At 67.2% G+C, this 22,133-nt stretch carries 20 protein-coding genes, 2 pseudogenes and 1 riboswitch; of the genes and pseudogenes, 12 read left to right on the top strand and 10 right to left on the bottom strand.

Translation table 11 applies throughout. The features are described from left to right. Positions 1–111 precede the first annotated feature (111 nt). The 5 genes from AC5JDC_RS00110 to AC5JDC_RS00090 all read left to right on the top strand — a co-directional run bounded on the left by AC5JDC_RS00110 (position 112) and on the right by AC5JDC_RS00090 (position 3,321). Positions 112–819: a GntR family transcriptional regulator gene (locus AC5JDC_RS00110; RefSeq protein WP_495838012.1), complete on the top strand. Its 708-nt coding sequence runs from the start codon at positions 112–114 to the stop codon at positions 817–819. Next, positions 816–1,910 (top strand): LLM class flavin-dependent oxidoreductase, encoded by a 1,095-nt coding sequence (locus tag AC5JDC_RS00105; protein ID WP_495838010.1) that lies wholly within the window; start codon positions 816–818, stop codon positions 1,908–1,910. The genes AC5JDC_RS00110 and AC5JDC_RS00105 overlap by 4 nt, the downstream gene beginning before the upstream one ends. Before the next feature lie 35 nt (positions 1,911–1,945). Then, positions 1,946–2,698 (top strand): HpcH/HpaI aldolase family protein, encoded by a 753-nt coding sequence (locus AC5JDC_RS00100; protein WP_495838008.1) that lies wholly within the window; start codon positions 1,946–1,948, stop codon positions 2,696–2,698. A gap of 81 nt (positions 2,699–2,779) precedes the next feature. Then, on the top strand, positions 2,780–3,022 hold the full coding sequence (locus tag AC5JDC_RS00095; RefSeq protein WP_106773479.1) for a type II toxin-antitoxin system CcdA family antitoxin: 243 nt from the start codon (positions 2,780–2,782) through the stop codon (positions 3,020–3,022). Then, entirely contained in the window at positions 3,022–3,321 is a 300-nt protein-coding gene (locus tag AC5JDC_RS00090; protein WP_106773384.1) for a CcdB family protein, read from the top strand. Before AC5JDC_RS00095 ends, AC5JDC_RS00090 begins: the two co-directional genes overlap by 1 nt. Positions 3,322–3,350: 29 nt before the next feature. Here AC5JDC_RS00090 and AC5JDC_RS00085 read toward each other — a convergent pair whose 3' ends face one another. Beyond that, positions 3,351–5,174, bottom strand: a complete 1,824-nt coding sequence (locus AC5JDC_RS00085) for a hypothetical protein (protein WP_495838005.1) — start codon at positions 5,172–5,174, stop codon at positions 3,351–3,353. Positions 5,175–5,243: 69 nt separating this feature from the next. Continuing rightward, entirely contained in the window at positions 5,244–6,533 is a 1,290-nt protein-coding gene (locus tag AC5JDC_RS00080) for an adenylosuccinate synthase (protein ID WP_495838003.1), read from the bottom strand. 557 nt (positions 6,534–7,090) lie between these two features. On the opposite strand from AC5JDC_RS00080, the gene AC5JDC_RS00075 reads away from it, so the two are divergent. The 4 genes and pseudogenes from AC5JDC_RS00075 (at position 7,091) to AC5JDC_RS00060 (ending at position 12,241) form a co-directional block, all read left to right on the top strand. Further along, positions 7,091–8,356, top strand: a complete 1,266-nt coding sequence (locus tag AC5JDC_RS00075) for a calcium-binding protein (RefSeq protein WP_495838002.1) — start codon at positions 7,091–7,093, stop codon at positions 8,354–8,356. A gap of 229 nt (positions 8,357–8,585) precedes the next feature. Beyond that, positions 8,586–9,156 (top strand): annotated as a pseudogene (locus AC5JDC_RS00070) (DNA translocase FtsK 4TM domain-containing protein); the annotation flags it as partial. Positions 9,157–9,239: 83 nt separating this feature from the next. Then, positions 9,240–11,252, top strand: a pseudogene (locus AC5JDC_RS00065) (DNA translocase FtsK); the annotation flags it as partial. A 305-nt stretch (positions 11,253–11,557) separates the two neighbouring features. After that, on the top strand, positions 11,558–12,241 hold the full coding sequence (locus tag AC5JDC_RS00060; RefSeq protein WP_106773389.1) for an outer membrane lipoprotein carrier protein LolA: 684 nt from the start codon (positions 11,558–11,560) through the stop codon (positions 12,239–12,241). A gap of 59 nt (positions 12,242–12,300) precedes the next feature. Here AC5JDC_RS00060 and AC5JDC_RS00055 read toward each other — a convergent pair whose 3' ends face one another. The 3 genes from AC5JDC_RS00055 to AC5JDC_RS00045 form a co-directional block, all read right to left on the bottom strand. Continuing rightward, the gene (locus tag AC5JDC_RS00055) at positions 12,301–13,113 is read right to left on the bottom strand and encodes an amino acid ABC transporter permease (protein WP_495838000.1); all 813 of its coding nucleotides are present in this window, start codon (positions 13,111–13,113) and stop codon (positions 12,301–12,303) included. Between the two features lie 269 nt (positions 13,114–13,382). Next, positions 13,383–14,180, bottom strand: coding sequence for a transporter substrate-binding domain-containing protein (locus tag AC5JDC_RS00050; protein WP_495837998.1), 798 nt, complete (start codon positions 14,178–14,180; stop codon positions 13,383–13,385). Positions 14,181–14,291: 111 nt separating this feature from the next. Continuing rightward, complete coding sequence (locus tag AC5JDC_RS00045; RefSeq protein WP_495837996.1) at positions 14,292–14,870, bottom strand: L,D-transpeptidase family protein; 579 nt, start codon at positions 14,868–14,870, stop codon at positions 14,292–14,294. A gap of 100 nt (positions 14,871–14,970) precedes the next feature. Between AC5JDC_RS00045 and AC5JDC_RS00040 the strand changes: the two genes are divergently transcribed. Both AC5JDC_RS00040 and AC5JDC_RS00035 read left to right on the top strand, forming a co-directional pair. After that, positions 14,971–15,654 carry a response regulator transcription factor gene (locus tag AC5JDC_RS00040; protein WP_106773393.1) on the top strand — a complete coding sequence of 228 codons (684 nt, stop codon included), beginning with the start codon at positions 14,971–14,973 and terminating at the stop codon, positions 15,652–15,654. A 60-nt stretch (positions 15,655–15,714) separates the two neighbouring features. After that, a complete protein-coding gene (locus tag AC5JDC_RS00035; RefSeq protein WP_106773394.1) occupies positions 15,715–16,170 on the top strand; it encodes a cyclic nucleotide-binding domain-containing protein in 456 nt (151 codons plus the stop codon). 16 nt (positions 16,171–16,186) lie between these two features. Here the strand turns inward: AC5JDC_RS00035 and AC5JDC_RS00030 are convergent, their stop codons facing one another. The 5 genes from AC5JDC_RS00030 to AC5JDC_RS00010 form a co-directional block, all read right to left on the bottom strand. Continuing rightward, positions 16,187–16,525 carry an STAS domain-containing protein gene (locus AC5JDC_RS00030; RefSeq protein WP_165816107.1) on the bottom strand — a complete coding sequence of 113 codons (339 nt, stop codon included), beginning with the start codon at positions 16,523–16,525 and terminating at the stop codon, positions 16,187–16,189. Positions 16,526–16,551: 26 nt separating this feature from the next. Next, a complete protein-coding gene (locus AC5JDC_RS00025; RefSeq protein WP_495837992.1) occupies positions 16,552–16,974 on the bottom strand; it encodes an ATP-binding protein in 423 nt (140 codons plus the stop codon). Between the two features lie 11 nt (positions 16,975–16,985). Further along, entirely contained in the window at positions 16,986–18,200 is a 1,215-nt protein-coding gene (locus tag AC5JDC_RS00020) for an adenylate/guanylate cyclase domain-containing protein (RefSeq protein ID WP_495837990.1), read from the bottom strand. Positions 18,201–18,346: 146 nt separating this feature from the next. Next, positions 18,347–20,158 carry an ABC-F family ATP-binding cassette domain-containing protein gene (locus AC5JDC_RS00015; RefSeq protein WP_495837988.1) on the bottom strand — a complete coding sequence of 604 codons (1,812 nt, stop codon included), beginning with the start codon at positions 20,156–20,158 and terminating at the stop codon, positions 18,347–18,349. Position 20,159: 1 nt separating this feature from the next. Next, complete coding sequence (locus AC5JDC_RS00010; protein ID WP_495837986.1) at positions 20,160–20,798, bottom strand: thiamine diphosphokinase; 639 nt, start codon at positions 20,796–20,798, stop codon at positions 20,160–20,162. An 85-nt stretch (positions 20,799–20,883) separates the two neighbouring features. Continuing rightward, positions 20,884–20,999: riboswitch (TPP riboswitch) on the top strand. Between the two features lie 44 nt (positions 21,000–21,043). Here AC5JDC_RS00010 and thiB point away from each other — a divergent pair. Then, complete coding sequence (gene thiB, locus AC5JDC_RS00005; RefSeq protein ID WP_495837984.1) at positions 21,044–22,048, top strand: thiamine ABC transporter substrate binding subunit; 1,005 nt, start codon at positions 21,044–21,046, stop codon at positions 22,046–22,048. Positions 22,049–22,133: the final 85 nt, after the last annotated feature.

Genomic DNA, 22,133 nt, shown 5'->3' with positions numbered 1-22,133 from the left:
AAAAGCTGAACAAGCACGAAAATCGGCAATCTCGAAAATGAATGCAGGATTCGTTTCACCGAGAGCCCGCCGGTTGTGATCGTAAACAGTATACACAACTTGGAGGCGCCGATGGTCGCGATGACCCGATTGCAGCGCGCTGGAAACGGCAGCCTGCGGGCGCGCATCTACGAGGAGATCCGCGACCGCATCCATCACGGCGATCTCGGCCGCGACGAAAAGCTGGTCGACGTCGACATCGCCGGGCGGCTCGGCGTGTCGCGCATGCCGGTGCGCGAGGCGCTGCTGCAACTCACCCACGAGGGCTATCTGGTCGGGACGACGCGCGGCTTCATGCTGCCGCGCCTGACGCCCACCGACGTCGCCAACATCTTCGAGGTCCGCCGCTGCCTGGAGCCGCGCGCCGCCGCCCATGCCGCCCGCGACATCGACGCCGACGGCATGGTGCGCCTCGCCGCCGCGCTGGACGATGCCGAGAAGGCTGCCGCCGAGGGCGACGCCGAATTGCTTTACCAGGCCAATGTGCGCTTCCGCCGCTGCTGGCTGGAGGCGGTGCGCAACGACCGCCTGGCCTCGGCCATCGCCCGCTTCGCCGACCATGTGCAGACGGTGCGGCTGGCCACGCTGGCGCATCTGCCGACGCAGGCCGTCGTGGTCGCCGGCATGCGCAGGCTCCACGATGCCTTCGCGCGGCGCGATTCCATCGCCGCCTTCGACCACATGACCCGGTTCATCGAAACCGCCGAGGAGCGTTTCGTGGCGCTGACCGAGAGCCTGGAGGCGGAAGAGGCGGCGGCCAACCGGGAGCGGGCATCTTGATCAGGCCGCATCCGCTCAAGGGACCGAACCGCTTCAAGCTCGGCGTCTTCTCCATGAACGCCGATGGCGGACTGGCCATGACGACGGTGTCCGACCGCTGGGCGGCCCGCTGGGAGGACAATCTCCAGGCGGCGCGCATCGCCGATGCCGCCGGGCTGGAGTTCCTGCTGCCGATCGCCCGCTGGCGCGGCTTCGGCGGCGCGACACGGGTGCGCGAATGGTCGTTCGAGACCTTCACCTGGGCGGCCGGCCTGGCCACCGCGACGCAAGACATCGCCCTGTTCATGACCGTGCACGTTCCGCTCGTCCACCCCTTGCAGGCGGCCAAGGCGCTGGCGACGGTCGACCACATCTCCGGCGGGCGGGCGGGCCTCAACGTCGTCTGCGGCTGGAACCCGGACGAGTTCGCCATGTTCGGCCAGACGGTCGGCAACCGCGCCTACGACCAGGCCGAAGAGTGGATCACCGTCATCGAGCGTGCCTATGCCGCGCAGGAGCCGTTCGACTTCGCCGGCGAATTCTACGACCTGAAGGGCGTGGTCAGCCGGCCGGCCAGCTTGCAGACGCCGCGTCCGGTGACGATGAACGCCGCCTTCGGCGCGCCCGGCCGCGCCTTCGCCGCGCGCCACTGCGACTACCTGTTCTCCACCTTCTCGGAGATCGAGGAGGGCCGCGGCCATCTGCTCGACATTAGCGGCCGTGCGGCGGAAGCGGGACGGGAGGTCGGCGTCTACACGGTCTGCCACGTGGTGTGCCGGGAGACGCAGAAGGAGGCGGAAGACTATTATCGCCGCTATGCGCTGGAGGAAGCCGACCACGGCGCCGTCGACGAGCACATGCGCAAAAAGAAGGATTTTGCGCATTCGCATGACGAAAAGGCGTTCGTGCAATACAGGCAGCGTTTCGCGGGCGGCGCCGGCACCTATCCGCTGGTCGGCACGCCCGAGCGCATCGTCGACGACCTGATCCGCGTCGCCGAGCAGGGCTATGCCGGCGCGGCGCTCAGTTTCGTCAATTACAGCGCCGAGCTGCCTTTCTTCCGCGACCGCGTGCTGCCGCTGATGCGCCAGGCCGGCCTCAGGCTGACCTGATGGCCGGCGGCGACCATACCGGGAGGACCATGCCGATGCCGAAACTGCTGTCGGGCCGGTTCAAGGCGGATTTGGCCACCGGCAAGACGATCGGCGTGATCTGGCTGGCGCTGGGCCATGCGCCCATCGCCGAGATGGCTGGGCGCGCCGGCGCCGATGCGGTCGTCCTCGACCTGCAGCATGGGCTGTGGGACCGGCTTTCCCTTGAAATGGCCATCGGCCTGTCGGCGGTGCCGGCCGTCGCCCGCGTCCGCGAGAATTCGACCGCTGCGATCGCCGAGGCGCTGGATGCGGGTGCGGAGGGCGTGCTGGTGCCGATGGTGGAGACCGCAGCCGAGGCTGCCCGCGCAGTCGCCGCCGCACGCTTCCCGCCGCACGGCCATCGCTCGGGCGGCGGCGTGCGGCCACTCTCGACCGGCTTCGCCGACTATATGAGCCGGTCCGATGCGATCACGGTCGGCGTCATGATCGAGACTGTCGCTGGCGTCGACGATGCCGAGGCGATCGCCGCGGTTCCCGGCCTCGACTACATCCTGATCGGCACCGGCGATCTGGGCATCTCCTATGCGGCGCGCAACGGAAGCGCGGACGCGGTCGAGTCCGCCTGCGCCCGCGTCAAGGCGGCTTGCGACGATGCAAAACTGCCTTGCGGCATCTTCACGCCGGGCCTGCGGGAGGCGGCGGCGCGGCGCGACGAGGGGTATCGCCTGGTCGTCCTCGCCAATGACGTCGACACGCTGCGCGGTGCCTTTGCCGGCGCCGCCGCCGGCTTCGCGAACGGCGCGTGACCAGCCGGATCACGTATCGCCCAGCGCGTTGCAATCCGAAAATCATGCGCATATCGTATGCGCATCGAAACGGAGAGCGCCATGCGGCCCGGGGACCGTTCCATCCAGCGCAAATCCACCAATCTGTCGCTCGACGCCCGGCTGGTCGCCGAGGCAAAGAACCTCGACATCAACATCTCGCGCGTCGCCGAGGAAAGCATCGCCCGGGCGGTCGGCGAGGAGAAGGCGCGGCTGTGGCGGATCGAGAACCGGCGGTCGATCGAGGCGTGGAACGACTATGTCGAGCGTAGCGGCCGCCCGCTGGCGACGAACCGGCAGTTCTGATGGCCCGCTACGATCTCTATTCGCTGGTCGACGGCGAAATCCTGCTCGTGGACGTGCAGGCCGACCTGCTCGACCAGATGGCGACGCGCGCCGTCGTGCCTTTGCTGCCGGCCGAGCAGACGCCGACTCCGGTGCGCAAGCTCAATCCGGTCTTCGACATAGGCGGGCGCAAATATGTGATGGCCACGCAGCTGCTATCGGCCGTGCCGGTGCGCGAGCTCACCCCGCGCCACCACAGCCTGTCGCCGCACCAGGAGCAGATCCTAGGCGCGCTGGAGATGCTCTTCCACGGCTTCTGAGTCAGGGTGCCTGAGCCGGTGCGGCCGGGTCAGCCGCTGCTCGCCGCCTGCCAGGCTTTCAGCGCCTCGTCGAACACCTTGGCGCCGGGAATGCCCTTCTCCATGGTGAACAGGGCGCGGCGGCCAGACTTGTACTGTACCGGCACGTCGATCCAGGCGCGCGTGCGAAGCAGGTTGGTGTTCGCCTCGATCTCGGGCTTGCTGTCGTTGAGCGCGATCAGGAAGAAGCCGTCGGCGATCTTGGCCGGGATGCCGAGCAGGGGGCTGCCGGCCTCCTGCTCCGATCCCTTCAGCGACAGGCGCAGCACATTGTCGATGCTGCCGCCCTCGAAGCCCTGCGGCGTCAGGAAGATCATCTCGACGATATGGCTGGCCGGCAACGTCTGGTCGGCATTGCGCCGGATGGTCATGCGAAGCTGCAGGTCCTTGCCGGGAATGGTCGCCTCGGCCCGGATCGCCGGCTCCGGCGGCAGGTCGCCGCCGGGCGATTCCTGCACCAGCGACCAGACGATCGAACCGGATTCGGCCGACGCATCGGCGACGTTGGTGCGCTCCTCGTAGAAGATCGCCCGCTGGCCGACCGGAACCGCCTGCTCGGCCGACTGGCCCGGCTCGGTCGATGGCGCGGGCGTTGCCGGCGCGGCCGTGTCGGGGGATGCGGGCGGGGTGCCCGGCTCGCCCGGCGGCGTAGCCGCGGCGCCCGGCGGATCCGATGGCGGCGTGGCCGCGGCGTCAGGCGCCGGCGGAGCCTGATCCGGCTCGGTCGGCTGCGCCGTCTCCGGTGCCGGGATGGACGGCTGCGTGACGGCCGCGATGGAGGTACCCTCGCCGATCACCGGCGCGCCGCCGGCAGGGCCGGGATCGGTCTCCGTGCCGTCGGGGCTGAGCCGTTGCGTGAACTTTTCGGGCCCCCTGGCGGCCGGCTCGGCCGGAGCCGGGCTGGCGGCGGGCTCGGCCGGCTCCTCGGCGGGCGGCGCCACCGCTGCGACATCCGGGGCGGGTGGGGTGTCCGCTGCCGGCGGCGCGGCAGCAGTATCCCCCGAAGGCGGGGCAAAGCCCGGAATCCCCGCACTGGCCAGGAGATCGCGAACCCTGTCTTGGTTTTGCCAGGCTGCATATCCGCCGCCGGCGAGCAGCACGACGATGGCAGCGGCGGCCGCTAGCCGGCCATAGCCGCGCCGGCGTTCCGGCCTCTCTTCCTCGATGGTCTCGCGTTCGTTCTGCTCGTTGGGATAGGCGGGCTCGGCCTGGCTATCGGCGAAAGGCCGGTCGTCGGGTCCGTCGTCCGGCCGGAACCATTCGGTCGGCGGCACGGGAGCAGGCTCGGGCTCGATCGGGGCCTTTGCTACCGGGGGAGGCGGCGGAGCCGCTTTATCGACGGCCGGTTTCTTCTCCGTCGCCACCGGCTTCTCGGCTGGCGCGTTCGTCTCGGCCGGCGGGACCTTGGCAGCCGGGGTCACCTCCGGCGCGGGCTTTGGCGCCGGTGCGGCCGGAGCCGGCTTCTCGACCACGGGCGGCTTCGCGGGCGGCGCGGGCTGCACGGACGGTGCCGGCTTGGCGGGCTCCCTGAGCATGGCGCGCGCGTCGGGGTTCTTGAGCGAGGCGAAGACGCTTTCGAGCTCGGCGAGCGGATCCGACGCTTTTCGCGCGTATTCGCCCTCGACCTTGACGATCGCTTCCTCGAGCGCCTGCTTCTGCTTCTCGATCACGGCGTCCGGCAAGGGCGGGTTCATCGTCGCCAGCTTGCTGGCGATGGTGATGCGCGCCTTCTCATAGACCTTCTCCCGCATCTGCGGGGTGGTGTCGGAAAGACCGTCAAGCGTCTTCTTCAGGACCGCTACGAAATCTGCCATTCTGGTGTCGACCTGTGATCCCGTTTCTCGCGGGCGTCTCGATAAACGTCGGTTAGGGGGTTGCCAAAACTAGTCTTGAAACGGATCGGTCACAAGTATCGTGTCGTCCCGTTCAGGGCTGGTGGAGAGCAGCGCCACCGGTGCGCCGATCAATTCCTCGATATGCCGCACATATTTCACCGCCTGCGCCGGCAATTCGGCCCAGCTTCTCGCCCCGGCCGTCGTCTGCGACCACCCTTCGAGAGTTTCGTAGATCGGCTTAACCGCGGCTTGTGCCCGCATTGAGGCAGGCAGATAGTCGATTCTCTGCCCGTCCAGCTCGTAGCCGACGCAGACCTTGATCTCCTTCAGGCCGTCGAGCACGTCGAGCTTGGTCAGCGCGATGCCGGTGATGCCCGAGGTCTTGACCGTCTGGCGCACCAGCACCGCGTCGAACCAGCCGCAGCGCCGCGGCCGGCCGGTGTTGACGCCGACCTCGCGGCCGACCGTCGCCAGGTGGCGGCCGATCTCGTCGTCGAGCTCGCAGGGGAACGGCCCCTCGCCGACGCGCGTGGTGTAGGCCTTGGTGATGCCGAGCACATAGCCGATCGCCGTCGGGCCGAGTCCGGAGCCGGCCGCCGCCTGCCCCGCAACCGTGTTCGACGAGGTGACGAAGGGATAGGTGCCGTGGTCGTTGTCGAGCAGGGCGCCCTGGGCGCCCTCGAACAGGATGCGGGCGCCGGCGCGGCGCTTCTCGTCGAGCACGCGCCAGACCTGGTCCATGAAGGGCAGGATCTTGTCGGCGATCGAGGTCAGCTCCCGGTGGATCGCTCCGGCCTCGACCTCCGCCAGCCCAAGGCCGCGGCGCAGCGCGTTGTGATGCGTGAGCAGCCGCTCGATCTTCGGCATCAGCGTGTCGGGATCGGCGAGGTCGACCAGCCGGATCGAGCGGCGACCGACCTTGTCCTCATAGGCCGGGCCGATGCCGCGCCGCGTCGTGCCGATCTTCAGGCCCGAATTGCTGTCCTCGCGGAAACCGTCGAGCTCGCGGTGCAGCGACAGGATCAGCGGCGCGTTGTCGGCGATGCGCAGTACTTCCGGCGTGATGGTGACGCCCTGTCCGCGCAGCTTCTCCACCTCCTCGACGAAATGGTGGGGATCGACGACCACGCCGTTGCCGATGACCGACAGCTTGCCCTGGACCAGGCCGGAGGGGAGCAGTGCGAGCTTGTAGCTGACGCCGTCGATGACCAGGGTGTGGCCGGCATTGTGGCCGCCGTGGAAGCGCACGACCACGTCGGCGCGGTCGGCCAGCCAGTCGACGATCTTGCCCTTGCCCTCGTCGCCCCACTGCGAGCCGACAACCACCACATTGGCCATTTCACTTTCCTTCTACTGCGTCGGGACAGTCCGGCAAGCCGGGCGCCGGCGCTTCTATAGCGGCAAGGGCGCGCGAGCGCGACCGTAGATGTTGGCCCGGCGGCATGGGAGCGCAGATTTTTTTCTTGCATGGCATGGTTTGCGATCGGCGGCAGACCGGTTCTGCTTGCATCTCCCGGCCGTTCCGCAGGCGATGATCTCCGAACGGGCGCCAGGCCAGATTGCTGCGGTCTGTCATGCCGAATGCCCTCAGCCGCGAATACAGGTTGTAGATTAAATGGTCATCTGCTAGTTTTTTGGATATCTATTGCTTTGGGGAATAATAGGTGGGAAAGCAATGATCGCGGGTGCACGGGCTTTCTTGCCCGGCCATCCGGCGAAAGCTTTCCTCTCTACCCACAAGGGCGTGAAGGTCGGATCCCCTCGAGTGCGGCGAAGGCGGGCCGCAGGAGGCGTGATCCGCCTCGCCGGAACGATTTGGAACGCTACAAACACGCGATCCTACGGACGGCAGCGGAAGGCGCCGTCCGCGATACAAGCTGAACCGGGAGGGTTTCATGCAGGTCAGCAAATACATATCCGGGATTTCGCCCGATTTTACCCTGACACGCGACGGCAATGAGGTGACGGCCACCTTCTTCTACGGCCTGACCGGCTATTATGACGAAGATCTCGGCTATTATCTTTGGGACGGCGAACTGGGCGCCGAGATCGGCGCGTTCGCCAACTACCTGCACCAGACGGCCGACTATCCGATGGATCTCGAGCTCGCCGCCACGCTGGCGCCGGGCGTCACGGCGGCGGGCAGCTACTTCGTCAACGACAACATCGGTGGCGCCTCCTTCGACCAGAAGTTCAACGTCACCCTGTTCGACGTTGCCGCCAATTTCACCGGGACCGCCACCGTCGACCTGGTGTTCGGTTCGGCGGCGGCCGATACGTTCCGCTCGGTGGGCAGCGGCGACATCTTCGAGGGTGGCGCCGGCAATGACCTCTACCGTGTCTACAGCGCCGACACCCAGGTGGTGGAGATCGCGGGCGGCGGTAACGATCAGATCGCGGCGGCGGTCTCCTACGTGCTCGGTGCGGGTGTGGACGTGGAACAGCTGACCACGACCAGTTCGACCGGTAGTGCTGCAATCAATCTCACCGGAAACACGCTTGCCCAGACGATCACCGGCAACGCCGGCGACAACGTACTGCATGACGGGGGCAAGGGCGCAGCGGACATCCTGCGCGGGCTGGCGGGCAACGACACCTACCGTATCTTCAACTCCGGCGACACGATCGCCGATGGCGCCGGACAGGGCGCCGACAAGGTCATCGCCGCCGTCGACTATGCGCTCGGCAACGGCGTCGAAATCGAGACGATGCAGACGAACGGCAGCACGGGCACGGCCGGGATCGACCTGACGGGCAACGGCTTCGACCAGTCGATCACCGGCAATGCCGGCAACAACAGGCTGGACGGCAAGGGCGGCACCGACGTACTGCGCGGCCTGGGCGGCAAGGACACCTTCGTCTTCTCCTCCGGGCTCGGCGCCGGCAATGTCGACACCATCGTCGACTTCAAGGCCGTGGACGACACGATCGAGTTGAAGAACACGGTGTTCGCAGCAGTCGGCACGGGTAGCCTCGCGGCGTCGGCCTTCAACGCCAACGCCAGCGGTACCGCCCTGGAGGCCGACGACCGCATCATCTACGAGACCGACACCGGCAAGCTCTTCTACGACGCCGACGGCAGCGGTGCGGGAGCGGCGGTTCAGTTCGCGGTGCTGACCGGCAATCCGACCATCACCGCTGCCGATTTCGTGGTGGTCTGAGGCCGGCAGGACCTCCTTTTTCACTCGGAATTGGCGGCCGTGGGGGGAGGCGAGGCCGGCCGTGCCCGATACCGGACGGGGACAAGCCGAATCCAGCGCCGGAGGCGTGGAATGGTGGGCGCATGGTTAAAGCGCCTTTAACCCTGTCCGCCTAGTCTCACGGTCGATTCTGCCGGCTTGCGCTTCGGCGTGGACCGGCGGCCATGGGAAACGACCACGAGGAACCCGCATGCGTTCTGGGGCTGCCGCGCCGCTCGCGCTTTCCGCCGATTCCGGCAATGGCATAGCCGCCTTCCTGCGCCGCCAGGTCGGCCGGGCGATTGGTCTCGGCATCTTCGCCGGCATCGCCTTCGCGCTGGCCAGCCTCGGCACCTGGAACGTCGCCGATCCCAGCCTCAGCCACGCCACCGACAATCCCGTCACCAATGCCATGGGCTTTGCCGGCGCGGCCTTCTCCGACCTCGCCATGCAGTTCTACGGCCTGTCGGCGGTGGCAGCACTTGCGCCGGCCGTGGTGTGGGCGATCCTGTTCGCCACGGCGCGCGGCGTCGACCGCAAGCTGAAGCGGGCCGCCGCCTGGTTCGGCGCCTCGCTGTTCGCCGCCGGGGTGGCCGGCTGCGTGACCCCGCCCGACACCTGGCCGCTGCCGTCGGGCCTCGGCGGCGTGTTCGGCGACTTGGTGCTCAAGATCCCGGCGCTCATCATCGGCGGCTATCCCAGCGGCCTGGTCGCGTGGGGACTGGCCGCGGCGCTGGCGTTGCCGGTGCTCGGCCTCGCCGCCTTCGGCTCCGGCCTGCTGTTCCGTCGGGCGGCTCCGGTCGAGACCGCCCGGCCGACGCGCGAGGAGCCGGCGCTCGACGACGCCAATTTCGAGGACGAGGGCGAGAGCGAGGGGATTCTGGCGCTCGGCGCCGTCGTCCACTGGTGGCTGTCGGCCCGCGCCTTCCTGCGTCGCACGCTGGCCAGCCGCCGTGCCAGGGAAGACGACTACGACCTGCCGGCCCCGTCCGGCGGCTGGCGCCAGGCGGCCGAGCGCGTCGACTTCGCCGAGAGGGTGGAAGCGCGTGTCAGCTCCGCCGGCCGCGCCCGCGTCGAACCGGAGTTCTTCGCCGCGATGGTCGCCGATGGCAGCCGGCCGCAGCCGGCGCTCGACGAGGAGGATTTCGACGGCGAAGAGGATTTCATGCAGGTGCCGCCGGCCGAACGCGGCCAGCCGGCTCATGTCCAGCACTTCCGCTCGCCGGCTTCCGGCGCACCGGTTGCGCCGACCATGCCGAGCCGCGTCGAAAGCCCCGCGCCGCGCCCCGCACCCGGCGCCCGCGTGCAGCGCGAGGCGCAGACGACGCTGATCGGCTCCGACAATTTCGAGATGCCGTCGCTGTTCTTCCTCTCCGAGCCGAAGAGCGTGGCGCGCGACCCGAGCCTGTCAAAGGACGCGCTGGAGCAGAACGCGCGCATGCTGGAGGGCGTGCTCGAGGATTTCGGCGTCAAGGGCGAGATCATCCATGTCCGCCCCGGTCCGGTGGTGACGCTCTACGAGCTGGAGCCGGCGCCGGGCATCAAGTCGTCGCGCGTCATCGGGCTTGCCGACGACATCGCCCGCTCAATGAGCGCCATCGCCTGCCGCGTCGCTGTCGTGCCGGGCCGCAACGCCATCGGCATCGAGTTGCCCAACCCGAAGCGCGAGACCGTCTACCTGCGCGAGATTCTTGCCAGCAAGGATTTCGAGACGACCAAGTCGAAGCTGGGGCTGGCGCTCGGCAAGACCATCAACGGCGAAGCCGTCGTCGTCGACATCGCCAAGATGCCGCACGTGCTGGTCGCCGGCACGACCGGCTCGGGCAAGTCGGTCGCCATCAACACGATGATCCTGTCGCTGCTCTACCGCATGACGCCGCAGGAATGCCGGCTGATCATGATCGACCCGAAGATGCTGGAGCTGTCGGTCTATGACGGCATTCCGCACCTGCTCACCCCGGTCGTCACCGATCCGAAGAAAGCCGTGGTCGCGTTGAAATGGACGGTTCGTGAGATGGAGGACCGCTACCGCAAGATGTCGAAGGTCGGCGTGCGCAACATCGACGGCTTCAACGCCCGCGTCAGCCAGGCCGAGAAGAAGGGCGAGCGCATCACGCGCACCGTGCAGACCGGCTTCGACCGCGAGACCGGCGAGGCGATCTACGAGACCGAGGAGATGGATCTCGCGCCGCTGCCCTACATCGTCGTCATCATCGACGAGATGGCCGACCTGATGATGGTCGCCGGCAAGGACATCGAGGGCGCGGTGCAGCGGCTCGCCCAGATGGCGCGCGCCGCCGGCATCCACGTCATCATGGCCACCCAGCGCCCGTCGGTGGACGTCATCACCGGCACGATCAAGGCGAACTTCCCGACCCGCATCTCCTTCCAGGTGACGTCGAAGATCGACAGCCGCACTATTCTCGGCGAGCAGGGCGCCGAGCAGCTGCTCGGCATGGGCGACATGCTCTACATGGCCGGTGGCGGCCGCATCCAGCGCGTGCACGGCCCCTTCGTCTCCGACGACGAGGTCGAGAAGGTGGTCAACCATCTCAAGCTGCAAGGCGTGCCGGAATATCTCGACGCCATCACCGAGGACGACGACGGCGACGACGACGACGGCGGCTCGCGCGGCGGCGGTTCGTCCGGCAACGGTGGCGGCAATTTCGACGACTCGGACGATCCCTACGATCAGGCGGTGGCGGTGGTGCTGCGCGACGGCAAGGCGTCGACCAGCTACATCCAGCGGCGGCTGGGCATCGGTTACAACAAGGCCGCCTCGATCATCGAGCGGATGGAGAAGGAAGGCATCGTCGGTGCCGCCAACCACGCCGGAAAACGCGAGATCCTGGTGCCGACGGAAGAGGACAAGATGTGAGGATTCTCGTAGGTCGCAAGGGAATCGCGGCTGAAATCACCCCCACCCCTAACCCCTCCCCTCAAGGGGGAGGGGGACTTTGCGGCCGCCATGCAGAACGAAATCGCCGACGATTGGTCGTTGGCAGAGGCGCAGCAAGATTCCCCTCCCTTGAGGGGAGGGGTTAGGGGTGGGGGTGATTTCAGCCGCGATTGCGTTGCCGCGAGCGTAGAGGGAGAAGACCTTTGACCGCCCCTTGCCTTCGCCCAACTAACGCCCAACTACATTCCTAGCTCAATTCCGACACGGAATTAGCGATTCTCGGGATGAAGAACATGACAACAACGCCCGCAAGCTCCAGGACCCTCACGCGCCGCGGTCTGGTCGGCATGGCCCTCGGTCTGTCTGCCGCGGCGGTGCTGTCGCTGCTGCCCGTCGCGGTGGCGCCGGCCGCCGCGCAGGCCACCGCTACCGCGCAGAAGATCGCGGATCATTTCTCCTCGATCCGCACCATGTCCGGCGAGTTCGTGCAGTTCGATCCGCGCGGACGGCAGACCGGCGGCAAGTTCTATCTCCAGCGGCCCGGAAAAATCCGCTTCAACTATGACGGCGGGGCGGGCTTCCGGGTGATCTCCGACGGCAGGTCGGTGGTGCTGGAGAATCCGCGGATGAAGACGATGGATCTCTATCCGCTGTCCAAGACGCCGCTGAACCTGCTGCTCGCCGACCGCATCGATCTCACCGGCAACCGGGTGCGCAGCGTCAAGGAGGAGGACGACCAGACCGTCATCCAGCTCGTCGACCGCTCCGCCTTCGGCAACGCCCGCATCACCATGAAGTTCGATCCTTCGAGCTACGAGCTGAAGGAATGGACGATCACCGATGCCCAGGGCAAGGACACCACGGTCATGATCTTCAACGTCCGCCGGGACGTGAAGCTCGACCAGGGGCTGTTCTCAATCGACTACAAGAAGAACCTCGAGCTCAACAGCAAGAAGTCGAACCGGTAGCCGCATGATCCCGAAAAGTTGCAGACTTTTCGGACAAGATCATGCGCAAGCAGACACTCTCACCGCACAGAGCGGCGCATGCGCCGCTCCAGGCCGCGCAGCGCCAGCGACAGGCTGATGGTGAGCAGCAGGTAGATGTAGGCGACGATCGAATAGGTCTCGAAGAAGCGGAACGAGCCGGCCGAATAGATCTTGCCCATCTGGGTGATGTCGGCGACCCCGAGGACCGAGACGAAGGACGAATCCTTGACCATGGTGACGAAGTCGTTGCCGAGCGGCGGCAGGATCACCCGCATTGCCTGCGGAAAGACGACAAGGCGGAAGCGCTGCCCACGCGACAGCCCGAGCGCCTTGGCCGCCTCGATCTGCCCCTCGTCGACCGACTGGATGCCGGCACGGAAAACTTCGGCGATGAAGGCGCCGTAGCCCAGCGTCAGCGCGATGACCGCGCGCCACAGCAGCGACACGTCGCGCACCAGCAACTCTTCCAGCAGCCCGGCTTCCCGCAGCGGCGTCGTGACCGCGTTCCACAGCGCCACGAAGGCCGGCACGCCGGCAAAGGCGATCCAGAACAGCAGCACCAGGAACGGAATGCCGCGGCAGATCTCGGTGTAGAAGCGCGCGATCTGCCGCAGCCAGATCGAGTCGGACAGCGCCATCAAGGCAAGACCGAGCCCGAGCATGGAAGCCAGGGTGAAGCCGACGATCGTGACGTAGATGGTGATCCAGATGCCCTGCGCGACCGTCAGGAAAATCTGCGAATAGAGCGTGCTGGAAGCGATGGCGATCGCCGCCGCCAGCCCCACCAGGACGATGGCGGCGAGCCAGTAGGGGAAGTCCTTTTGGGCGGAGGACGGACGAGCGCCGGCCATGCCTCAACAGGCCGGAAGGCAGCGTGGACAGGGGACGGACCCATCCTGCATGGCAGCACCGTCCCTTGGCGAGACGACCACATCTGGATCGCTCGCCACGGCGCGTTCTCCGGCGCCGCCGGAGGGCGTCGCTACCGGTACGGCATGGAAGCGCTCGAGACCGATCACCAGCAGAATGCCGGGCGAGCGGCAAGGGCGGCACCTCCGTGGACGCCGCGCCCTACCAGACGAAGCGCCCCCGGTCGTCGCCACGTTATTCTGCGACCCCGTCACTGCGCCGGCTTGTAGTCGACGAACCATTTCTGCGTGAGCTTGTCGAAGGTGCCGTCGGCCTTGAGCGCGGCGATGCCGGCATTGATCGGCGCGACGAGGTCCGAGCCCTTGGGGAAGATGAAGCCGAACTCCTCGGCCTGCAGCGGCTCGCCGATCAGCTTCAGCTTCCCGCCGGAATTGGCGGAGAGCGACTTGCCGGCGGCCGAGTCGGTAAGCACCAGGTCGACGTCGCCGGCCTGCAACGCCGCCACGGTAGACGCGAAGGTGTCCATCAGCTTGATGCGCGGGTTCTGCTCGTTGCCGTCGAGCACGTTGTAGACGGCGACGTAGAAGGGCGAGGTGCCGGCCTGCGCGCCGACCAGCAGCTTGTCGTCGGCGGCGAAGCTCTTCGCGTCGGCGAAGCGGCTCTCGTCGCCGCGCACCAGCATGAAGATCTCGGACAGCATGTACGGATCAGAGAAGTCGACCTTCTCCTTGCGCTCGTCCTTGATGGTGATGCCGGTCATGCCCATGTCGTACTGCTTGTCGGACACGGCCTGGATCATCGCGTCCCAGGAGGTGTTCTGGTACTCGACGGTGAAGTTGAGCTTCTTCGAAAGGGCGTCCACGGCGTCATATTCCCAGCCGACCGGCTTGCCGCTAGCGGGGTCGACGAATTGCAGCGGGAAATAGGCGTTCTCGGTGACCATCACGACCTTCCTGCCGGCGAGGTCGGGCAGCGTCTGCGCCAAGGCGGCGAGCGGGAACAGAATGGCCGCCGCGAGAACGGCCACGAGGATTTTCGCACGGTTCATGGATGCCCTCCTGAGGCGAGCGCCGGCGCCCCAGGCCGGCGGTTTTCCGCGACTTTAGCTGGCCATGGACAGGTTTCAAGCGAAAGCATTCCATTGGCGGGGCGCTTGCCGCTATCGCCTCACCTCCAGCACCGTACGCGTCGACAAATAAGGCAGCAGGCGCTGCATCGCCTGCCGGGTCACCGCGACGCAGCCTTGCGTCGGCGTGAAGCCGGGGCGGGCGAGATGGAAGAAGATGGCGCTGCCCCGCCCGCGCCGGCGCGGCGAGATGTTCCAGTCGAGCACGATGCAGAAATCGTAGAGCCGGTCGGCGCGGCGCATGGTCTCATGGCTGGCCGCATAGGGCATCCTCACCGGCCGGTTGTAGTTGCGGTCGTCCGGCACCTCGCACCAGCCGAGATCGGCGCGAATCGGTTGCATCGGCAGCCGCGTCGCGCCGGCCCGAACATGGTCGTTGCGGAAGAAACCATGCAGCAGGCGCATGCGCGCGAGCGGCGTTGCGCCGTCGCCCTCGCGCTTGCCGGCGGTGATTCCGCCCTTGCCGAGGGCGCAGGGAAACCGCGCATTTCCGGCCTGCAGCAGCCCCTGCGTCGGCACGCCGGGCCGCGCCCGCACCACCAGATGCGGCAGTCCGCGTCCCTTTGCGGCAAATGTCTGCTTGCTCTCACGTTTTTTGGAGTATGATCGCATTCGCCGACAAATCACCGTGAGCGGGCTGTTTGGAGGGGCAGGTTCCGCATAAACGGACAACGGTCAATTGAAATGTGATTGCAGGACAACGGATTGGATCATGACATCGCGTACCATCCTGATTGTTGACGATGATGACGACCTCCGCGCCACCCTCGTCGAGCAGCTGTCGCTCTACGAAGAGTTCGACGTGCTGCAGGAAGCCACCGCCGGCAAGGGCGTGGCGACGGCGCGCGGCGGCATGGTCGATCTGCTCATCATGGATGTCGGCCTGCCCGACATGGACGGCCGGGAGGCGGTGAAGCTGCTGCGCAAGGGCGGCTACAAGGCGCCCATCATCATGCTCACCGGCCACGACACCGATTCGGACACGATCCTCGGGCTGGAGGCGGGGGCCAACGACTATGTGACCAAGCCCTTCCGGTTCGCGGTGCTGCTCGCCCGCATCCGCGCGCAGTTGCGTCAGCACGAGCAGAGCGAGGACGCCACCTTCTCCGTCGGGCCCTACACCTTCAAGCCGAGCCAGAAACTCCTGCTCGACCAGAAAGGTTCAAAAGTCCGCCTCACCGAGAAGGAAGCCTCCATCATCAAGTATTTGTACCGGGCCGGAGAGAAAGTCGTCACGCGCGACATCCTGCTCGAGGAAGTATGGGGCTACAATTCCGGCGTGACCACCCACACTTTGGAGACGCATGTCTATCGCCTGCGCCAGAAGATCGAGCGCGATCCTTCCAATGCCGAGATTCTTGTGACAGAAAGCGGCGGTTACAAGCTGGTTCCCTGACCGGTTGAGGCGGTAGGGGGCCGCCTCGGGGAGTGGGCCGGCCAGCGAATCGGGGACCGGATGGCGCTGGATGACGATATTCGCATCCTGTCCGGCGTGAGGCTGTTCGACGGCTTCACGGCCGAGCAGTTGCGCCTGCTCGCCTTCGGTGCCGAGCAGATATCGCTGCCCGCCCACCGCCGGCTGTTCCGCGAAGAGGACGAGGCGGATGCCGCCTATGTCGTGGTGGCCGGCGAGATCAGCCTGTTCCGCGAGGAGGACGACGAACGCCGGCCGGTGGCCGTCGCAGGACCCGGCGCGATGGTGGGCGAGTTGGCGCTGATCGCCGACACGCGCCGCCTCACCAGCGCCGAGGCACGCAGCAGCGCCGACCTGCTGCGGCTCAGCCGAAAGATGTTCCGGCGCATCCTCGAGGAATATCCGGATACGGCGGTGATCCTCTACAAGCGCATCCACGCCGATTTCATGGCGCTGGTCGAGCGCATCGAGCAGATGGCGCCGCGGTTCGAGGGTTAGCGGCGCCGTCTAGGGCTCATCCTGTCCCGCCCGCCGCAAGAGCCGCGGCCCGATCCGCGTGGATCTGGAACAGTTTTGCAAAGCCGCTGATCTTGAACACCTCGTCGACCGCCTTGCTCATGCCCGCCAGCCTGAGCGGCACGCCGGTCGCCTTGCTGCGCCGCGCCGCCAAGAGCAGCACCCTGAGCCCGGCGCTGGAGATGTAGGTGAGCGCGGCGAAATCGACGAGCACCGGCCTGGGCTGGTCGAACAGCGGCAGCAGCGCCTCCTCCACCTCGCGCGCCGAATTGCTGTCGATGCGGCCGACCGGCGTGAGCACCGCGACCCCGTTTTCCGTCTCGTTCCGGATCTCCACGTCTGTCTCCTGTCGGTTCGCCGCCGTCACGCCCCGGCACGCTTGATGAGCGTCAGTAAATTGTGGCCGTCAATGCGGCTGTAGCGGATGTCGTCCATCATGGCGCGCACGATATGGATACCGAGCCCGCCGACGGCGCGCTCGTCGATGTCGGCGTCGAGGTCGGGCTCCGCCGCCTCGGTCGGATCGAAGGCGCGCGCGTCGTCGCGCAGCCTTACCGTGAGGCCGCCGCTGGCGACACTGAGGTCGACCTGGATCTCATGTCGTCCCGCGTCTTCATAGCCGTAGCTGATCGTGTTGGTCAGCAATTCGTCGAGCGACAGGTTGACCGCATGGGCCAGCTCGTCGCCGAGCCCGTTGTCGGCGCAGAACGCATCGATGATCGGCGCGATCCGGCTGATCTCGGCGAGATCGTTGTGGATGGTCAGGTTGAGGACGGGACCGGACATCGCTGGGATTTCTACGCGGAGGCGGCGGGATCGGCAACGGGCAGGATTCGGTAGACGGCCTCGCGGCCGAACTTCTTGGGCAGGTCGAGCAGGCCGACATAGTCGGACCGGTAGGGCGGCCGGTACGGCTCCCCGAGCAGCCGCGCCTCGTGCTGCAGCGCGTCCATCTCGGCCTGCAGCAGCGCCACGAAATGCTGCGACGCGTAGACCTCGCCCGCCGAGCCGACCGCCTCGATGCGCGCCGCCCGGTTGACGTGATGGCCGTAGATCATGCTGCGCCCGGTGAGCGGATGCAGCCCGACATAGACCGGGCCGGCATGCAGCGCCACGCGGAAGCGCGGCCGGTTCGCCAGCCCGAAAACGCTTGGCTTGGTCACGCGGATGGTTTCCATCAGGGTCGCGGCATAGCCGGCGAGGTCGAGAGCCGTCTCGGCCGCGGCGTGGACGGCGTCGCCCCAGGTGTTGATCAGGATCGGCGCCGTGGCCCGCTGCTCGACGGTCTGCTGAACCTCGGCCAGAAAATCCCACAGGAACGGGATCTCGTCGTCGCGGATCGACGAATAGGTCGCCATGTCGGCGAAGAAGATGGCACGCACCACCAGGGTGCTGGTGCCCATCGCCAGCGCATTCAGGTCGGCCGCGATGTCGGCATTCCGGATTCCGGGCTGCGGATTGAAGCGCTCGTCGAGATCGTCGAGGTCGATCAGCGACAGATGCTCGAGCTCCGGCCATTGGTCCATGAAGTCGGCCGGGCTGCCGGGCTCGGCGGGCGCGGCCGGGCTCCAGACGGCGAGCAGCCGGGCGTGACCGCCGATCCGTCCGGCATGGACCCGCGCCATGCCTTGCAGCATCTGGTTGTTGAAGCGCAAGAGCGTCTCGTCGCCGGGCAGCCGCTCGTCGCAGCTGACCTCGACCCGCGCGGCGGCGCCGCGCACCGCCTCGAAGCGGGCCTCCCACTCGGCGCCGGCCGGAGCGACATACTGGCCGACGAAGTCCTCGACCGGACATGGCAGGAACAGGTTGAGCTCGCCCGAGCGCGCCAGCAGTTCCTCGGCGAACAGCAGCTCGGGGCCTGCCGTTCCCGACGTGTAGCCGATGCCTGCCTGGTGGCGGTCCAGCTCGCCGCGAATCTCCTGGCGCAACGCGGTCACCAGTTCCGCCGGACAGGCCTGCCCGCCGAGGCGATGGCCGGCGCAGAGCATGATGGTGGTTCCGGCGCTTGCCATGATGCTGGACGCGACTGCCCTGCGATTCCTCGTCGCCGCGACAATGCACCAGGATGCAGCGAGATCAAACAGGATCGCTTCGTTCAGTTACTTCCGGTTCGTGGACGGTTGGCCTTCGGCCCGCGATTTCCGCTCCCCTCCCAGCCTCAACCGCCTTCCATCTCCTCGCGCAGTATTTCCAGCTCCAGCCACTCGTCCTCCAGCGCCTGCAGCGTGGCGCGCTCCTTGTCGAGCGCGGCGATAGTCTTCTGGAAGCCGCCGGGATCGCGTGTGTAGAAGGCCGGATCGGCGATGCGGTCCTCCAGCGCCGAGATGGAGGCCGAGACCGCCGCGATCTTCTTCGGCAACGTCTCCAGCGCGAATTTCTGCTTGTAGGAGAGTTTTTGCGCCGGTGCCTTCGCTACCTGCGCCTCCCCGGCTGCCATACTGGTCGCTGCCGGCTTCTCCTGCTTGCGCCGGTCCGCCAGCCTGGTGCCGCCGCGTTGCGCCAGCATATCGGAATAGCCGCCGGCATATTCTATCCAGCGTCCGCCGCCGTCCGGGGCGATCACGCTGGTGACGGTGCGGTCGAGGAAGTCGCGGTCGTGGCTGACCAGCAGCACCGTGCCCGCATAGCCGGCTACCAACTCCTGCAAGAGGTCCAGCGTCTCCATGTCGAGGTCGTTGGTCGGCTCGTCGAGCACCAGCAGGTTGGACGGCCGCGCCAGCACGCGGGCGAGGATGAGGCGCGCCCGCTCGCCGCCGGACAACTCGCGGATCGGTGTGCGCGCCTGCTCCGGCTTGAACAGGAAATCCTTCATGTAGGAGACGACGTGCTTCTCCTCGCCGTTGACGACCAGGGTCTCGCCGCGTCCGTCGGTGAGGAAATGTCCCAGCGTCTCCTCCGGGTCGACGGCGCGTTTCTGGTCGAGCGTGGCGACCTCCAGGTTGGCGCCGAGCCGTACCGAGCCGGCGTCCGGTGCGAGCTCGCCGGTCAGCATCTTCAGCAGCGTCGTCTTGCCGGCGCCGTTCGGGCCGACCAGGCCGATACGGGCGCCGCGGGCGATGCGGGCCGAGAAATTGTCGACCACCGTGAGGTCGCCATAGCGCTTGCCGATCGCCTTGGCCTCGATCACCAGCTTGCCGGACTCGGCCGCATCGCTGGCCGCCAGGCTGACCAGCCCTTCCGGCCCGCGATGGCCGCGCAGGCGCTTGCGCATATCCTGCAGGTCGCCGAGCCGGCGCATGTTGCGCTTGCGCCGCGCGGTCACGCCGTAGCGCAGCCAGTGCTCCTCGCGCACGATCTGGCGCGCCAGCTTGTGCTGGTCGCGCTCCTCCTCTTCGAGGATCTGGTCGCGCCAGGCCTCGAAATGACCGAAACCCTTCTCCAGCCGCCGCGTCTGTCCACGGTCGAGCCACACCGTGGCGCGGCTGACGCGCTCCAGGAAGCGGCGGTCGTGGCTGATCAGGATGACCGCCGAGCTCGTCCTGCCGATCTCCTCCTCCAGCCATTCGATCGTCTCGAGGTCGAGATGGTTGGTCGGCTCGTCGAGCAGCACGATGTCGGGTTGCGGCGCCAGCACGCGGGCGAGGGCGGCGCGGCGCGCCTCGCCTCCGGACAGCGAATCCGGCGTTTCCTCGCCGGTCAGCCCGAGATTTTCGATGAGGTAGGTGGCGCGGTAGGGATCGTCGGCCGGCCCGAGCCCGGTCTCGACATAGGCGCGGACGCTGGCGAAGCCCTCCATGTCGGGAATCTGCGGCAGGTAGCGGATCGTCGCCGACGGCTGGCGGAACACCTCGCCGTCCTGCGGCTCGACCAAGCCGGCGGCGATCTTGAGCAGCGTCGATTTGCCGGAGCCGTTGCGTCCGACCAGGGCGATGCGGTCGCCGGCGGACGCCGACAGCACCGCCCCGTCGAGCAGCGGCATGCCGCCGAAGGTCAGCCTTATCCCGTCGAGGGCAAGCAGCGGAGGGGCCATGTCAGTCCTGCAATACCGGATGCGCGATCAGCATGGCGCGGCCGCCGCCCAGCGTGATGGAGAGCCGGCCGCGCGTCTCGTTGGAGATTGTGAGCGACGAGCCGAAGGCGACCTCGACCTTGTCGAGCGGCCATTTCGCGCCGCCGACGGAGAGGCCCGAAAGCTCGGAGAAGGCGATGATGCTGAACAGCGTACCGTCGGGATAGCTGAACTCGGCCTCGCCCGGCAGCAGCGGGTATCCTTCCTGCGTGCCGCTGGTGAGCGAAACCGGCACGCCGCTTTCGGCAAGCCGCTGCGCCAGCGACAGATGCAGGAATTCGTGGTCGCTGCGCGGGCCGCCGAAGGCGCCGACCATCAGCAGCGCGGTGGCGCCGCGCTCGAACGCGATGTCGACCGCGAGCTCGCCGTCGGTCTTGTCCTTGTCCTGGGGAAAGCCCTGCCGCTGCACCGCCCGGAGATGCGCCGGCAGGCCGTCCGGCTCGGAATCGAAGTCCCCGACCCAGAGCTCGGGCACGACGCCCAGCGCCTCGGCATGCCTTATGCCGGCATCGGCGGCGATGATGCGCGTGCCGGCGATCTGGCGCGACACTTTGGGCGTCGGCTCGAGATCGCCGCCGAGAAGCAGGGTGAACAGGCTCATGGGCCTGCGCTCTATCACGGGCGCGGGCGAAAACGGAAGCCGACAAAGCCGCTTGCGTGCAACACGGCCGAAGCCTATTGTCCGCGCCGCTCTAACGGGGTGTCGGCTGCGGATTTTCGCGGTCCGGCTGAGAGGCGAGAACGCCAACCCGCTGAACCTGATCCGGCTCATACCGGCGGAGGGATTAGAAGCGATCGGAACATCCGGCGCCCAATTCCCTTCAACCCGAGAAGATGGAGGCGCCGATGCGCGGACTTTCGATGATCCTATCCACCGTCCTGCTTGCGGCTGGCCTTGCGCCCGCCGCCGCGCAGGACAAATCCCTCACCGTCTACACCTATGAGAGCTTCACCGCCGAATGGGGGCCGGGTCCGCAGGTGGAAAAAGCCTTCGAGGCCGAATGCGGCTGCGACCTCAATTTCGTCTCGGTCGCCGACGGCGTGGCGCTGCTCAGCCGGCTAAGGCTGGAAGGCGCCGGCACCAAGGCCGACGTCGTGCTCGGCCTCGACACCAACCTGACCGCCGAAGCCAGGGCGACCGGCCTGTTCGCGCCGTCCGGCGTCGACCTCTCCGCCGTCACCGTGCCGGGCGGCTGGAGCGACGACATTTTCGTGCCCTACGACTACGGCTATTTCGCCGTGGTCTACGATTCGGAGAAGCTGCAAAATCCGCCGGCGAGCCTGAAGGACCTCGTCGAAGGCGACGCTTCGCAGAAGATCGTCATCCAGGATCCGCGCACCTCGACGCCAGGCCTTGGCCTGCTGCTGTGGGTGCGCTCCGTCTATGGGGACCAGGCGCCAGAGGCGTGGGCGAAGCTCAGGAAGCGGGTGCTCACCGTGACGCCGGGCTGGAGCGAGGCTTATGGCCTGTTCACCAAGGGCGAGGCGCCGATGGTGCTGTCCTACACCACGTCGCCTGCCTACCATGTCATCGCCGAGGGCACGGACCGCTACAAGGCAGCCGCCTTTCCGGAGGGCCACTACCTGCAGGTCGAGGTGGCCGGCATCACCACCCGTGGCGCCGACAACCCGCTGGCAAAGCAGTTCCTGGCCTTCATGACCGGTCCGGCTTTCCAGGACGTCATCCCGGAAACCAACTGGATGTTCCCGGCCGGCAAGACCGACAAGCCGCTCAACGCCGCCTTCGGCACGCTGGTGAAGCCGGAGAAGACGCTGGTCTACAGCCCGCAGGAGGTCGAGCAGAACCGCAAGGCCTGGGTCGACGAGTGGCTGAAGGCGATGAGCGAGTAGGCTTGAGATAGCCTTCCAGGTGCCCGTCCCTTCGCACCCCCCTCTGTCCTGCCGGACATCTCCCCCGCAAGGGGGGAGATTGGCC

It is taken from the genome of Kumtagia sp., assembly GCF_059502445.1.
The sequence above is the reverse complement of the archived record's forward strand: the minus strand, read 5'-3'. Positions and strand labels throughout refer to the sequence as shown.

Excerpts from the sequence above, each read along its gene's own strand:
- AC5JDC_RS00090 (WP_106773384.1), top strand. The coding sequence starts at position 3,022 with ATGGCCCGCTACGATCTCTATTCGCTGGTCGACGGCGAAATCCTGCTC.
- AC5JDC_RS00080 (WP_495838003.1), bottom strand. The coding sequence starts at position 6,533 with ATGGCCAATGTGGTGGTTGTCGGCTCGCAGTGGGGCGACGAGGGCAAG.
- AC5JDC_RS00015 (WP_495837988.1), bottom strand. The coding sequence starts at position 20,158 with ATGGCCCCTCCGCTGCTTGCCCTCGACGGGATAAGGCTGACCTTCGGC.
- thiB (WP_495837984.1), top strand. The coding sequence starts at position 21,044 with ATGCGCGGACTTTCGATGATCCTATCCACCGTCCTGCTTGCGGCTGGC.
- AC5JDC_RS00110 (WP_495838012.1), top strand. The coding sequence starts at position 112 with ATGGTCGCGATGACCCGATTGCAGCGCGCTGGAAACGGCAGCCTGCGG.
- AC5JDC_RS00085 (WP_495838005.1), bottom strand. The coding sequence starts at position 5,174 with ATGGCAGATTTCGTAGCGGTCCTGAAGAAGACGCTTGACGGTCTTTCC.
- AC5JDC_RS00055 (WP_495838000.1), bottom strand. The coding sequence starts at position 13,113 with ATGGCCGGCGCTCGTCCGTCCTCCGCCCAAAAGGACTTCCCCTACTGG.
- AC5JDC_RS00035 (WP_106773394.1), top strand. The coding sequence starts at position 15,715 with ATGGCGCTGGATGACGATATTCGCATCCTGTCCGGCGTGAGGCTGTTC.
- AC5JDC_RS00095 (WP_106773479.1), top strand. The coding sequence starts at position 2,780 with ATGCGGCCCGGGGACCGTTCCATCCAGCGCAAATCCACCAATCTGTCG.
- AC5JDC_RS00020 (WP_495837990.1), bottom strand. The coding sequence starts at position 18,200 with ATGGCAAGCGCCGGAACCACCATCATGCTCTGCGCCGGCCATCGCCTC.
- AC5JDC_RS00045 (WP_495837996.1), bottom strand. The coding sequence starts at position 14,870 with ATGCGATCATACTCCAAAAAACGTGAGAGCAAGCAGACATTTGCCGCA.
- AC5JDC_RS00025 (WP_495837992.1), bottom strand. The coding sequence starts at position 16,974 with ATGTCCGGTCCCGTCCTCAACCTGACCATCCACAACGATCTCGCCGAG.
- AC5JDC_RS00050 (WP_495837998.1), bottom strand. The coding sequence starts at position 14,180 with ATGAACCGTGCGAAAATCCTCGTGGCCGTTCTCGCGGCGGCCATTCTG.
- AC5JDC_RS00075 (WP_495838002.1), top strand. The coding sequence starts at position 7,091 with ATGCAGGTCAGCAAATACATATCCGGGATTTCGCCCGATTTTACCCTG.
- AC5JDC_RS00060 (WP_106773389.1), top strand. The coding sequence starts at position 11,558 with ATGAAGAACATGACAACAACGCCCGCAAGCTCCAGGACCCTCACGCGC.
- AC5JDC_RS00010 (WP_495837986.1), bottom strand. The coding sequence starts at position 20,798 with ATGAGCCTGTTCACCCTGCTTCTCGGCGGCGATCTCGAGCCGACGCCC.
- AC5JDC_RS00040 (WP_106773393.1), top strand. The coding sequence starts at position 14,971 with ATGACATCGCGTACCATCCTGATTGTTGACGATGATGACGACCTCCGC.
- AC5JDC_RS00100 (WP_495838008.1), top strand. The coding sequence starts at position 1,946 with ATGCCGAAACTGCTGTCGGGCCGGTTCAAGGCGGATTTGGCCACCGGC.